At 57.5% G+C, this 13,330-nt stretch carries 10 protein-coding genes; 4 read left to right on the top strand and 6 right to left on the bottom strand.

The window, feature by feature from the left end; all coding sequences use genetic code 11:
• Positions 1 to 182: 182 nt before the first annotated feature.
• Positions 183 to 1,163: an ATP-binding cassette domain-containing protein gene (locus GFS31_RS10920; RefSeq protein ID WP_198804861.1), complete on the top strand. Its 981-nt coding sequence runs from the start codon at positions 183 to 185 to the stop codon at positions 1,161 to 1,163.
• On the opposite strand, the gene corA is transcribed toward GFS31_RS10920, so the two are convergent.
• Together corA and groL are read right to left on the bottom strand one after the other, a co-directional pair.
• On the bottom strand, positions 1,160 to 2,452 hold the full coding sequence (gene corA, locus GFS31_RS10915; RefSeq protein ID WP_198804860.1) for a magnesium/cobalt transporter CorA: 1,293 nt from the start codon (positions 2,450 to 2,452) through the stop codon (positions 1,160 to 1,162). The two genes, GFS31_RS10920 and corA, sit on opposite strands and share 4 nt — an antisense overlap.
• A 119-nt stretch (positions 2,453 to 2,571) precedes the next feature.
• Positions 2,572 to 4,236, bottom strand: coding sequence for a chaperonin GroEL (gene groL / locus GFS31_RS10910; protein ID WP_198804859.1), 1,665 nt, complete (start codon positions 4,234 to 4,236; stop codon positions 2,572 to 2,574).
• Positions 4,237 to 4,542: 306 nt separating this feature from the next.
• On the opposite strand from groL, the gene GFS31_RS10905 reads away from it, so the two are divergent.
• Positions 4,543 to 5,289, top strand: coding sequence for an SIMPL domain-containing protein (locus tag GFS31_RS10905; protein WP_225907382.1), 747 nt, complete (start codon positions 4,543 to 4,545; stop codon positions 5,287 to 5,289).
• On the opposite strand, the gene GFS31_RS10900 is transcribed toward GFS31_RS10905, so the two are convergent.
• The 4 genes from GFS31_RS10900 to GFS31_RS10885 all read right to left on the bottom strand — a co-directional run bounded on the left by GFS31_RS10900 (position 5,267) and on the right by GFS31_RS10885 (position 11,272).
• Positions 5,267 to 5,650, bottom strand: a complete 384-nt coding sequence (locus GFS31_RS10900; RefSeq protein ID WP_198804858.1) for a TrkA C-terminal domain-containing protein — start codon at positions 5,648 to 5,650, stop codon at positions 5,267 to 5,269. The genes GFS31_RS10905 and GFS31_RS10900 overlap by 23 nt on opposite strands.
• Positions 5,651 to 5,663: 13 nt before the next feature.
• Positions 5,664 to 9,302: a PAS domain S-box protein gene (locus GFS31_RS10895; protein WP_198804857.1), complete on the bottom strand. Its 3,639-nt coding sequence runs from the start codon at positions 9,300 to 9,302 to the stop codon at positions 5,664 to 5,666.
• A 217-nt stretch (positions 9,303 to 9,519) separates the two neighbouring features.
• Positions 9,520 to 10,305: a glutamine amidotransferase-related protein gene (locus tag GFS31_RS10890; protein ID WP_225907381.1), complete on the bottom strand. Its 786-nt coding sequence runs from the start codon at positions 10,303 to 10,305 to the stop codon at positions 9,520 to 9,522.
• 160 nt (positions 10,306 to 10,465) lie between these two features.
• The gene (locus GFS31_RS10885) at positions 10,466 to 11,272 is read right to left on the bottom strand and encodes a PD-(D/E)XK nuclease family protein (RefSeq protein ID WP_198804856.1); all 807 of its coding nucleotides are present in this window, start codon (positions 11,270 to 11,272) and stop codon (positions 10,466 to 10,468) included.
• Positions 11,273 to 11,457: 185 nt separating this feature from the next.
• Here GFS31_RS10885 and acpP point away from each other — a divergent pair, with 185 nt between their 5' ends.
• The gene (gene acpP / locus GFS31_RS10880) at positions 11,458 to 11,697 is read left to right on the top strand and encodes an acyl carrier protein (protein ID WP_198804855.1); all 240 of its coding nucleotides are present in this window, start codon (positions 11,458 to 11,460) and stop codon (positions 11,695 to 11,697) included.
• 147 nt (positions 11,698 to 11,844) lie between these two features.
• Positions 11,845 to 13,098, top strand: a complete 1,254-nt coding sequence (gene fabF, locus GFS31_RS10875) for a beta-ketoacyl-ACP synthase II (RefSeq protein WP_198804854.1) — start codon at positions 11,845 to 11,847, stop codon at positions 13,096 to 13,098.
• Positions 13,099 to 13,330 lie beyond the last annotated feature (232 nt).

Below are 13,330 nucleotides of genomic sequence, written 5' to 3'. Positions count from 1 at the left end.
CAAACTAGCCGACTAATTCCCAGACGAATCCGCAAACTGATCTACCGATTCCTGGACGAATCCAACCAACTGGCTGACTGATTCCTATGGATTTTCGTGGAATACCTTGCCCCGATGGTGAGGAGGGCACCCTAGGCGCTACAGTGAAAGCCGGATTCGCAGCTAGGGCATCCTTAACGGCTATGGGTTTCATTCAGGTTGATGGGCTGAGCAAGCGGTATCAGGTGGCGGCGAAGGAGGCGGGTCTGGGGGGAACCCTGCGGCATTTTTTCCGTCGGCAGTATCGCACTGTGGATGCGGTTAAGGGGGTCTCGTTCTCCATCGAACCGGGGGAAGTGGTGGGCTTTTTGGGCCCAAACGGAGCCGGAAAAACCACGACCCTGAAAATGCTGACGGGGCTGATCCATCCCTCTAGCGGCCAGGTGACGGTGGGCGGTCATGAACCCTTTCAGCGCAAAACGGATTTTTTGAAGACCATTACCCTGGTGATGGGCCAAAAGCAGCAGCTCTTGTGGGATTTGCCTGCCCTCGATTCCCTCCGCATCAACGCCGCCATCTATGGGCTATCGGATGCGGTGTTTCGGGAACGGGTGAACGAGCTCAGCGAAATGCTGGATCTGGGCGGCAAACTCACCCAGCCCGTCCGCAAACTCTCCCTAGGAGAGCGGATGAAGGCGGAAATGCTGGCGGCGCTGCTCCATCGGCCCCAGGTGTTGTTTTTAGATGAGCCCACCCTGGGCCTGGATGTGAACGCCCAGGTGGCGGTGCGCGATTTTCTGCGCGACTATAACCAGCGCTACCAGGCCACCATCCTGCTCACCAGCCACTACATGGCCGACATCACCGCCCTGTGCAAGCGGGTGCTGCTGATTCACCAGGGTCAGTTAATCTACGATGGCGACCTCGACGGACTGCTCAACCGCTTTGCCCCCTACCGCGAAGTGACCGTAGAACTGGCCGACCACTGCAACGCCACCCAACTGGCCGCTTATGGAGAACTGGAATCCTTGGAGGGCTGCACCGCCAGCTTCATTGTGCGCCGCGAAGCCCTCACCCAAACCGTCAGCCGCCTGCTCACCGACCTCAAGGTGCAGGATTTGACCGTCAGCGATCCTCCGGTAGAGGAGGTGATTGGCCGAGTATTTGCCAGTGGTGGCCACTAGCGGCGCGTGGTGGAAAAGTTATCAAACCAGCCGCGTTTCCAAAAGAAATAGATTTGCAATCCTGCAATAAGGGCCATTATTCCTAGGCAAAGTGCATAGCCCCAAAACCATTCCAGTTCGGGCATGTTGAAGGGGGAAGATGCGGGGTTAAAGTTCATGCCGTAGACCCCAGCAATGAAGGTAAGGGGGATAAAAATAGAGGAAATCACCGTGAGAAGCTTCATTACTTCATTCATGCGGTTGTTGATGGCTGACAGATACACATCCATCAAGCTAGAGGCAATCTCTCGGTAGTTTTCGATAATATCAACCACCTGTACGATGTGGTCGTAGACATCCTGTAAGTAAAGTTTGACCTCCTGGCTGACTAGGTCTTCGCTATCGCGAATCAGGCTGTTAATCACACTGCGCTGGGGCCAAATGTAGCGGCGCAATTTCATCAGGGCACGGCGCATTCGGTGGATGCTTTCGATGGTTTCGCGGCTGGGGTTATCGACGACTTCTTCTTCTAGGGCTTCTAGTTCTTCGCCAATAGATTCTAGAACCGGAAAAAAGCTGTCTACGATGGTATCGAGCAGGGCATAGGCGAGGTAGTCGGCCCCTTGGTTGCGGATAGCTCCGGTGCCTCGGCGGATGCGGTCGCGCACGGGCTCAAAGGAGTCCCATTCGGGTTCTTCTTGGAAGGTGACGAGAAAGTTTTGGCCCAGCACAAAGCTGACCTGCTCACTGGTGACGCGGGTGCCCGTTTCCTTGGAGCGCACCATTTGCATAATCACCAGGATTTGGTCGTCGTAAAAGTCAATTTTGGGGCGGTGGGGCACGTTCACCACGTCTTCCAACATCAGCGGGTGCAGGTAAAAGACTTGGCTGATTTGCTTCAGAATGCCTTCGCTGCCCAACCCACGGGCATCCATCCAGCTCACGGGCTGTTGCCTCACAATGGTGCGGCAGTCTTCGATGCGCTCGATGGCTTTGCTGAGGGAGCCGTTAGGGCCATAGGCCATCAGCACCAGTTCCGTGGGCAGGGCGTCTTCTGGAATATTTAGGGTGCCGGGGAGGGTGCCGGGGGCGCTGTAGTTAAACTCGACGATCTCGTCCAGGTCGTCCTCGTCGTCGCGATCTTCATCGAGGTCGGAGAGCTCTGAATCGGTGGGAGACTCCATCAAAAACTGATTGGCGTCTAGGGTGAGGGCAGATCGTCCCGGTATCCGATCCGTTGACCGAGGGTTGGCGGTAGACGGATGAGGCCGTTTAGAGTTTTTGCTGGGAATCTTGCGTTTACGAGTCATTTCCACCTCTCCTCAACCCACGGATAATGCTGGCCATACAAAGCATAAGGGCACAGCCGAAACTGCGCCCTTAGAGGCTAGGGGTTATTTAAGGAATGGCGACGGCCATGTCGGGCAGACTACATCATGCCCATGCCGCCCATGCCACCCATGCCACCCATGCCGCCCATGCCACCCATGCCGGGATCACCAGCGGGGGCCGCAGGTTCAGGAATTTCGGCCACGAGGGCTTCGGTGGTGAGCACCAAACCCGCGATGGAGGCCGCATCTTGCAGGGCAGAGCGCACGACCTTGGCGGGGTCAACAATCCCAGCCTGGATGAGGTCTTCGTAGGCTCCGGTGAGGGCGTTGTAGCCCGTGGGGAAGCCCTGGGCTTTCACCTTCTCGACGATGACGGAGCCCTCTTGGCCCGCGTTGTCGGCAATCTGGCGCAGGGGCGCTTCAATGGCCCGCTTGACGATGTCCACCCCAATGGCTTCCTCGGCGGTGAGGGAGGCTTTCACGGCATCTAGCTTGGGCGCTAGGTGCAGCAGGGTAGCCCCACCGCCAGGGACGATGCCCTCTTCCACAGCGGCCTTGGTGGCGCTGAGGGCATCTTCGATGCGAAGCTTGCGATCCTTCAGTTCGGTTTCGGTGGCGGCTCCGACCTTGATCACAGCCACACCACCCGCCAGCTTAGCCAAGCGCTCGGAGAGCTTTTCCTTGTCGTAGTCGGAATCGGTCGCCGCCAGTTCCTTGCGGATTTGGGCGATGCGCTTGTCGATGTCGGCCTTGTTGCCTGCCTCGGAAACCAGGGTGGTGGTGTCCTTGGTGATGGTCACTTTCTGCGCCACGCCCAGCATAGACAGGTCGGCGGTATCCAGGCTCAGGCCCACTTCTTCGGAAATCACTTGACCTCCGGTGAGGACGGCGATGTCCTGCATCATGGCCTTGCGGCGTTCGCCAAAGCTGGGAGCCTTCACAGCGGCCACGCTCAACACCCCACGGGCCTTGTTCACCACCAGGGTAGCCAGGGCTTCCCCTTCCAGGTCTTCGGCGATGATCAGCAGGGGCGCACCCTCACGGGCGATGCGCTCTAGCACAGGAACGAGATCCTGGATGGAGCCGATTTTCTTGTCGGTGATCAACACACGGGCGTTGTCCAGTTCCACCACCATGCGCTCTTGGTCAGTGACGAAGTAGGGGGAGATATAGCCCCGGTCGAACTGCATCCCTTCCACCACGTCCAGCTCGGTGTAGAGAGACTTGGACTCTTCCACGGTGATGACGCCGTCCTTGGTCACTTTTTCCATGGCGTCGGCGATCATGCGGCCAATTTCTTCGTCGCTGCCCGCAGAAACGGTGGCCACCTGGGCGATAGTTTCATTGCCTTCCACGGGTTTGGCCACGGCGGCGATCTCGCTCACCAGGGCGGCGACTGCTTTCTCAATGCCGCGACGCAGGCTGACGGGGTTGGTGCCAGCGGCCACGTTTTTCAAGCCTTCCTTCACCATGGCTTGGGCCAGCACGGTGGCGGTGGTGGTGCCATCCCCAGCCAAATCCTTGGTTTTGGAGGCCACTTCCTGCATCAGGCGAGCGCCTAGGTTCTCGAAGGGGTCTTCTAGCTCAACTTCTTTGGCGATGGTGATGCCATCGTTGACGATCTGGGGTGCGCCGTACTTCTTCTCTAGCACCACGTTGCGCCCCCGGGGGCCGAGGGTAATCTTAACGGCATCGGCTAGGGCATTGACGCCCTTTTCTAGGGACTGCCGCGACGCCTCATCAAAGGAAACTTTTTTTGCCATGTCCTGCTCTTTCAGCTCTCCAGAGACCAACTTAGCACTCTCTATGACCGAGTGCTAACCCGCCTAGCCTACCGTTGGAGAGTGTCGAGGGTAAGTCGCAATAACCGATCCTTCGCGGCAGACCTCACTCCAGTCCGTCCCGGAAGACCTCACCCCCAGCCCCTCTCCTCCCAGGAGAGGGGAGCCAGACGCTTTTCACAAGATTCCCTAGGGATGTATCGAATTCGGTAACAACGATGGGGACGGCCCTGGCCCGTGGCAGATTAGGACTCGAAGCTCCTAATATCCCTGTGAGGTTTTGAGATTGTGAAGCCCTTAGCTCGCTTAGCCCCCAAACAATTGACCGCCGCCCTGCTCACCTCAGCGGCCCTTGCCTCCGGTTTTGTGTTTACCCCCTTCTTCACCCCCACCGCCATGGCCCAAGAAACTGTCCTGCGTACCCTTACCGTCACCGGGCAGGGGCAAGTGTCTGTGCAAACCACCAAGGCCCAAGTTTCCCTGGGGGTGGATGTGGAGGGCACCGATGCCGCCACGGTGCAGCGGGAGGTGGCGCGACGATCCACAGCGGTGGTGGAACTGCTGCGGTCGCGCAATGTGGAAAAGCTGGAAACGACGGGGGTGCAGCTCAATCCCCGCTATAACTACGAAAACGGACGAACCGAGATGATTGGCTATACGGGCAGCAACACCGTGAGCTTTCAGGTGCCCACCGAGGCCATGGGTTCCATCCTCGATGACGCCGTCAATGTAGGGGCCAACCAAATCCGAGGAATTAGCTTTGTGGCCGATGACGCCGTCCTAGAGACAGCTCGTCAGAATGCCCTGCGGGAGGCCGTCAACGATGCCCAAACCCAGGCCAACACCGTGCTCCGCGCCCTCAACCTGGGGCCACAGGAAATTGTCAATATCCAAATTAATGGGGCCAATGCCCCGATCCCCGTACCCATGCTGCGGCGGGCAGAAATGGCCAGCGCCTCGGCGGACTACTCCACCCCCATCATCGGCGGCGAACAAACGGTACAGGCCAGCGTCACCCTACAAATTCGCTACTAGGGGAGGCTGGGGTGGCAATCATCTGCGCCTTGACTTGGACACGGTGCAGGTGTCGCACCAACCGCAGGGCTTGGTGGTGGTAGAGGGGCTGGGGCAGTTGTCCTGGAATTTGGGCCATGAACTGACGGGCTAGGCCCAAGTTGAGCCCAGTAATGCGGGCAATTTCGGAGGCTCCGTCGAAGCGGGCATCAGCCGTCAGCGCGGCTTGCACTTCAATACCCCAGGTTTTGGTCGCCAGTTGGTGTTGTTCAATACGGCGCAACCCGCTGATGGAGGCCAGCACCACTAGGCGGTCATCGGGATAGAGCACGGTGTCCTCCGAGGGCATCACCTGTCCCGCCTGGTTCGGGCGCTGGTACACCTGCATCCATCCGCTACGCAGGGCTAAAAACTTGATTGCGACCCGCCGTTTTAGCCTGGTAGAGTGCCTCGTCGGCGATTTTGATCAGGGCTTCGACGGTGTGGCCATGGTGGGGAAAGGCCGCAACGCCCAAGGATGCGGTGATGGTGCCTAGGCTCTGCCCGTGATGGTGGGGGCACAGTTGGCTAATCGCGACTCGTAGCATTTCGGCCCGGTCGGAGGTTTCCGCTAAGTTGGCCTCCGGCAGGATCAGGATCATTTCTTCGCCCCCATAGCGGCAGGCAATGTCAGAATTGCGTACATTCTCTCTCAGGAGAGTTCCGACCTGTTGCAGCACACAATCGCCAGCATCGTGGCCAAAGGTATCGTTAAACTGCTTGAAATGGTCGATGTCGAGCAGGATCACCCCAAGGGCGTGCTGTTTGCGCTGGGCGCGCACGATCTCTTGGGTGAGCATTTCTTCCAGGTAGCGGCGGTTGTAGAGCCCGGTCAGCGGGTCGCGGATGCTCTGGTGGCGGAGGGTTTCTTGCAGTTTGAGGTTGGCAATCGCCATGCCCACCTGCTCCGCCAGGGTGCGGGCGAGCTGCTGCTTGGGTTCGGGCAAGCTTCCCGGTGTTGCCGTGCTGAGGTGCAACAGCCCCAGGGTCTCGCCCTGGGCCATCATCGGGATGCAGAGGGTCGTCTCTAGGGCGGCATCGGCTGGAATGTGGTGGCAGCGCAGGCTCAGGCGATCTTGGCCCACGTAGTGCATCCGCCCCCGGCGTAGCCCCCAACAGTGATGGGGTTCAAAATCGGTCTTCGAGGGGAGGGCGTCACCCCAACCGCTCACCATTTCCAAGCGATTGTGTGATGCGCGGGTGATAAAAATCCCCCCGGCACAGTCAGGGAAGAGGGCGGCGACCAGGTTGGTAATGGTGTGGCAGGCTTCTTCCACCGTGGAGCAGGCTTGGAGAAAGTCGCTGATTTCGCTCAGGATCAGCATTTCAGCATGGCGTTGATCCAGATCGGCGACCCGGTCTTCGAGCTGCTGGTTAACCTGTTGTAGCTTTTGCTCCGACTGCTTCAGGGTGGTGACATTGCGGAAGGTAACTGCAAAACCATCGCCGAGCTTGACGGCAATAGTTTCAAACCAAGACTCGATACCATCATGGCTATAGTGAAATTCTCGATGGTAGGGTTCGCCAGTTTCGACCGTATGGACATAGCCATCAAAAAGCCCTTCTTCGCGATTACCCGGCATTTCTTCGAGCAGCCGCTGACCTACGAGATAGGCCTCGGTGCGCCCCACTAGTTCGCAGGCCGTTGGGTTACTCAAGAGCCACTCAAAGTCAACGATGGTGCCCTCGTCATCGCGCACCGAGCGAAACGCCATAATGCCATCGAGGGAGCTATCTAAGACGCTTTCGAGCTGCATTTCCGAGGTTTTTAGGGCCTCTTGCAGGGTGATTATCGGGGTAATGTCTAGATAGCTACCCACCATTCTCACCACTTGCCCCTCAGCATCTTTTAAGTGGATGGCATTGGTTAGAAAATGAACAATAGAGCCATCCTTATGATGATATCGTTGAACCATTGAAAAATTATCAACAATGCCGTTATTGTAGTCCTCTACTAATTTCCAGGCGGCTTCTTTATCTTCCTCAAAGATAACGGAATTCCACATGGCTAAGGAATTTTCAAATTCATGCTCTGCGTAGCCCAGCATTTGCTTGAACTGGGGAGAAAAGTAGATTTCGTTAGTGAGTACATTCCAGTCAGAGAACCCTTCCGATGAAGCTTGAAGCACCAAGTCAAGCTGTTCCTTGGCTTGTTTTAAGTCGAGTTCGGCCTGTCGGCGATTCGTAATATCGCGGGCGGCGGCATAGATGAGGTTGCCAACGGGTACGGAGTGCCACTCGATCCAACGGTAGGAGCCATCTTGGCACCGATAGCGATTGGTAAACTGATTGACCGCTTGCTGGTTGGCCAAGTGACCTAACCCCTCCAGGGTGGCCGACAAATCCTCTGGATGAACGTAGTCTAAGAATCGGGCTCCTTCTAGCTCAGCGAGGGAATACCCTAACGTCTGTTGCCATTGTTGGTTGAGGCGACGAAAACACCCATCGGCATCGGCGATGCAGAGTAGATCAAGGGCAACCGAGAAGAATTGATCCAGTTCTTCGTTTGTGGCTTTCAGATCAAGTTCTATCTGTTTGCGATTGCTGACATCGCTATGGGTACCAATCACGCGCAATGGCTCACCAGATTCAGCCCATTCGATCACCTTACCCCGGTCAAGAATCCACTTATAGCTACCATCTTTGCAACGCACCCGGTGTTCATTTTGATAAAGGGGAGTTTCGCCACTGAAATGGCGCTGCAAATCGGCATAGCATTGCTCTAAATCATCGGGGTGAACTCGGCTACTCCACTCATCTAAACTATTGCTAACCTCATCTTCGCCATAGCCCAGCATGGCCTTCCACTGGCGCGAGAAAAATACGGTGTTGGTCTGGGTATTCCAGTCCCAAACGCCATCGCCGGAGCCCTCTAGGGCAAATTGCCACCGGGCTTCGCTGGCCCGCAGGTTGGCTTCGGCCTGTTTGCGCTGGGTAATATCAACCCCGGAAGGAATCAGATGGGTAATGCGCCCCGTGACATCGCGGAGGGGGTTAAGCGAGAAGTCGATGGTCAGAAAATGGCCCCCTCGCACCTGGGCCTCAATATCAAGCCGCACCGCTTGGCCTTGGTTGGCTTGGGCAATCGCCGCTCGAATTCGATCCTGAGCCACGGTCGAGTAGGCCCACCAGTAAGCCTCGGCAAAGGGCTTTCCCACCACATCCTCGCGGGTAAGTCCCGCTAGATCTAGAGGAGCCTGGTTGGCTTCCACCAACGTGCCATCGGGGGTCAACACACCGACAAAGGTAAACAGGCTATCGAGCACCTGGCGCAAAAATCCCTCCCGCTGCTGGAGGTCGGCAGTGATCGCCTTGCGGTCGGCAATCTCGGCGGCGAGTTGCTGGTTGGCCTGCTCTAGGGCGGCGGTGCGGGTTGCGACCTGAGCCTCTAGGTCAGCCTTGGCGGCTTGCAGTTGGGCCACCAGATTAGCCTGCTGAATGGCAATACCCACCTGAACCGCAAGCTGTTGCACACTCGCTATTTCCTCAGACGACCAGTTGCGGGGCGCAGCGCAATGATGGGCCATCAGCAGACCCCACAACCGCGACTCGCACAGCACCGGAACCACCAGGTTGGCCCTGACCTGAAACCCCGCCAAAAACTCGGCATGGCAGGGAGTGAGGTTAGCAGTGGCGACATCGACGATGACCCGCACCTGCCGCTCGTCGTAGGGTTCTAGCCAGCTAGCCTCAAAGCAAACATCGTGGACGGTTTGCCCCAAAATCGACCATTGCGGATCTGCCACCGCCTCAACCACGACTTGGCCGCTCTTGTCAGCGGCAAACTGGTAAAGCAGGGCGCGATCACAGTCCAAGACCTGTTGCACCGCATCCACGGTAGTTTGCCAAATGGTGGACAGATCCAGCGACTGGCGAATTTGCAGGGCAATATCTGCGATTCTGTGCGCCCCAATCGCATGATTGATGTGGAAAGGCCGCGTAGGACGACGGGAACCATGGGTATCCATTGATGCCCTAACGTCAATGCTTGCCATGCTGAATACCCCCAGAAGCCATTGGCATTGATGCGATTAACCTTATAAATCCCATCCTCGCCAAAAAAGTGCGCTTAGGGAGGGAATCGTATCGTTAATTTCGATAAGTCATAAGACATCTGAATCGGCTATGCCCCTTGTAAAGCCAACCCATGGGGGTCTCAAAGTGAGTCGAAATGTCTATAACCGTGGCTTCAGATAACGGTATTCTGCAACGCTAGGCCAGGGAGATTCCCCGCTGGGCCAAGGGCTGGGCATGGCTGGGGTGGTGGTAATGGTTCCAGACCTGTTCCGCCTGGGTGGGGGCGGCTATCCACTGGACTAAGAATCGCCGCAGCCAGCCCTCCACCGATTGCCGATAGAGGCGATGGTGGCTGATGTGGTGGGCACGGCCTTGGGCACCGGGGTAGGCGAGTTGATCGGCCCCTTCCGTTGTCCAGTGGTTGACCATGGTGGTGGTAATTTCGGGATGAAATTGCAGCCCAAAGGCCCGCTGGTAGCCAAAGGCTTGATGGCTAAAGGTATGTCCTTTGGCGAGGAGGTGAGCCCCGTGGGGAATCTCAAAGCCCTCCTGGTGCCACTGGTAAACGATCATCGGCTGGGGCAAAAAGGATCGCCCGATTTGAGTGGGCACAATCGGGTAGTAGCCAATCTCCCGCAGGCCATCGGGGTGAGGAGCCACCTTCGCCCCCAGGGTGCGGGCCAACAACTGCGCCCCCAGGCAAATCCCCAAATAGGGCTTTTGGGCAGCTAATACCGTCGGAATCCAGTCCAATTCTTGGCGGATGAAGGGCAAGTGGTCATCGTTGGCACTCATGGGGCCACCAAAGACAATGGCCGCACTGTGGTGATCGAGGCTAGGCGGCAACGCATCCCCCACGGCCAAGCAGCGAATATCCAGGCGATAGCCCATCTCAGTCAAAATTGCCCCCACCAGTCCAGGGTTTGAGGTGGCCTGATGCACCAGGGTCAAAATTGGCAGCGGTGAACGTTTGAGGGTCATAGCACTGGAATCGATGGGCCGAAACAAGCGACGGGCTGAACAGATCAGGAATTTCCCCGACGGTAGGCTATCCCTACCTTAGCCTAAGCCCCGGTGCGAAACAGCCCACTCTGAGCCAATCTAGACCTAATGCTGGAGCTATAGTCTGCTGGATGGCGACTCAAACCGGAATTTCGTCGATGGTCTCGATGGCGGGGATGGGGGACAACAGCGGATCGGCGGGGGCATCGGCCCGCTGGCAGCGCAGGGCAAAGGGGCAACGCAGGCAGTGGCCTAGGGCGGCATCGACCTTGGGAAATTCCTTGGCGACGAGCAGGTCGTCCAAGTAGTGGCTCAAACGGCGGAGGTCGCGGGCGGTGGTGCGATGTTTATGGGACGAATAGGTAATGGTGACGGCTCCAGGGCGATCCGCTGCCTTGGGCTTGCCCGCTGAGGGAGGTGGCACAAACCAGTAGGTCATGGATAGGTGGGCGGGGTCAAGGTCGGTGGTTTCCGCCAGCACATAGAGGTAGAGGCGGGTTTGCCAGTCTTGGGATAGCTGGGTTTTCTTGGGCCGTTGGCGGTAGGTTTTCCAGTCGATAATGTGGCCACTGTGGGGCGTTAGGCGCAGCAGGTCATACACCACAGTTAGCTCATAGGCACCCCAGGCCAAACTGCGGCGGTGTTCGCTCTGGCGCAGAATTTCCGGTTCCGTAGGGTTGCTTTCAGGGCCAAACCAATCGGGGGATTGTTCCTCTAGGGCTTGGATAGCCGCCGCCAGTTCAGGATCCTGATCTAGCAGGGGTTCCAGGGGCAGGCCCATTTCCCGCTGCTGCATGGCTAGGTGGAAGCGGGTGCCCCAGCGTTGCCGTTCCAGCATGGCGGGATCCTCCGGTGCGGCCAGTTGGTCAAGGTGGGTGTACTGCAACCGTCGGGGGCAGAGTTCCAGTAGTTTGAGCTGTCCCTGGGTCAACGTGACCAATGGCATCGCGCCTGTCCTCCCGTCCCACTATCACTGATTTTAAGGGGGACGCTTTACGAGTAGTATGGAACAATGCCCAAATTTAAGTAGCCTTAGTGCCGGGGCTAGCCATCCTTTTGGTTGAATTCGGATCGCTAGGTGATAAGGTTTTCTGTTGTCTGTACATTTTCCAGGAGAGGCGAAGGAGTCCTATGAGCGCAGAGGTTTTTGATAAGGTTCAGAAGATCGTCAGCGAACAGCTTGGGGTAGATGAGGCGGAAGTGAAGCCCGAAGCCAGCTTTGCCAACGATCTGGGCGCGGATTCTCTGGATACCGTTGAGCTGGTGATGGCTCTGGAAGAAGAATTCAACATCGAAATCCCCGATGAAGCCGCTGAAGGCATTGCCACGGTTCAAGACGCGGTGAATTTCATCGTCGAAAAAGCCGCCTAGGCCCATTGTCCTAGTTATCTAGGGCCAGCTTCACCCCAGCGATGGAGCCCCATCCCTAGTATTCACCCTTCAGACCGTACCGAATCTAGCCTCCGTTGGGCGCTGTCTCTGCGTGGGGCTTGATTCTATTTTTAATAGACCTTGGTTATGGCCCACTCTGAATTAAAGCGTGTTGTTGTCACTGGCATGGATGCCATCACCCCCATCGGCAATAGTCTGGCGGACTATTGGGAGGGGCTAAAGGCAGGACGGAGCGGCGTTGCTCGGATCACCCATTTTGATCCCTCTCACCATGCCTCTCAAATTGCGGCGGAAGTCAAAGGGTTTGACCCCACGGAATTTCTGGATAAGAAAGACGCCAAGCGCATGGATCGCTTCTCCCAGTTTGCGGTGATCGCCAGCCAGCGCGCGGTTCAGCATTCGGGTCTGCAAATTACCGACCTCAACGCCGAACAGGTGGGCACCTGCATTGGTTCCGGCATCGGTGGCCTCAAGGTGCTGGAGGATCAGCAGGAAATCTACCTCACCCGTGGCCCCAGCCGCTGTAGCCCCTTCATGATTCCGATGATGATTGCCAACATGGCCGCTGGGCTAACGGCCATCCACACCGGAGCCAAGGGGCCAAGTACCTGTACGGTGACGGCTTGCGCCGCTGGTTCTAACGCCATCGGCGACGCTTTTCGGCTGATTCAAATGGGCCAAGTGCAGGCGATGATCTGCGGCGGCACCGAGGCCGCTGTGACGCCTCTGGGGGTCGCCGGATTCGCATCCGCCCGTGCGTTGTCTACCCGCAATGATGACCCCACCCGCGCCAGCCGTCCCTTTGATAAGGATCGCGACGGCTTTGTGATTGGGGAAGGCTGCGGCATTTTGATCCTCGAAGAACTGGAGCACGCCCTCAGCCGAGGAGCCACCATCTACGCCGAAATGGTGGGCTACGGCATGACCTGCGATGCCTACCACATGACCGCCCCCGTTCCCGGTGGCGAAGGGGCCGCCCGCTGCATTCGCCTAGCCCTAAAGGATGCGGGGATTACGCCGGATCAGGTGAGCTACATCAACGCCCACGGCACCAGCACCGGAGCCAACGACCCCACCGAAACCCAGGCGATCAAAACTGCGTTGGGCGAAGCGGCCTACAAAGCGGCGGTGAGTTCCACTAAGTCCATGACCGGGCACCTGCTGGGCGGTTCCGGTGGCATTGAAGCGGTCGCGACCTGTTTGGCCATGGCGAACGATGTGGCTCCGCCCACCATCAACCTGGATAACCCCGACCCCGATTGCGATTTGGACTACGTGCCGAATCAGAGTCGGCCCATGCCCATCGAAGTGGCGCTGTCCAACTCCTTTGGCTTTGGGGGGCACAATGTTACCCTAGCTTTCCGAAAGTACCGTAGCTAGAGTTACAAAAGCATAGGTATAATGACCTAAAGATTTGGCGTTAGGGGCCGATGTGAGGTCGGCCCTGCCGAGTGAAGGTGTTGACAATTGCCCGGTTGAACGGTCTGCTGAAGGCGGGGGCAATTGTAGAAATCTTGAGCGGTCAAGGTTTGTTGTCGTGTTTGTTGGTTTTGGTTTTGTTTCGCTGATTCTCTGGTTCACCGTCCGCTGCTCCGAATAACCCGTCGTTAAG

It is taken from the genome of Leptolyngbya sp. BL0902 (assembly GCF_016403105.1).
In the GTDB taxonomy this organism is placed as follows: domain Bacteria; phylum Cyanobacteriota; class Cyanobacteriia; order Phormidesmidales; family Phormidesmidaceae; genus Nodosilinea.
The sequence above is the reverse complement of the archived record's forward strand: the minus strand, read 5'-3'. Positions and strand labels throughout refer to the sequence as shown.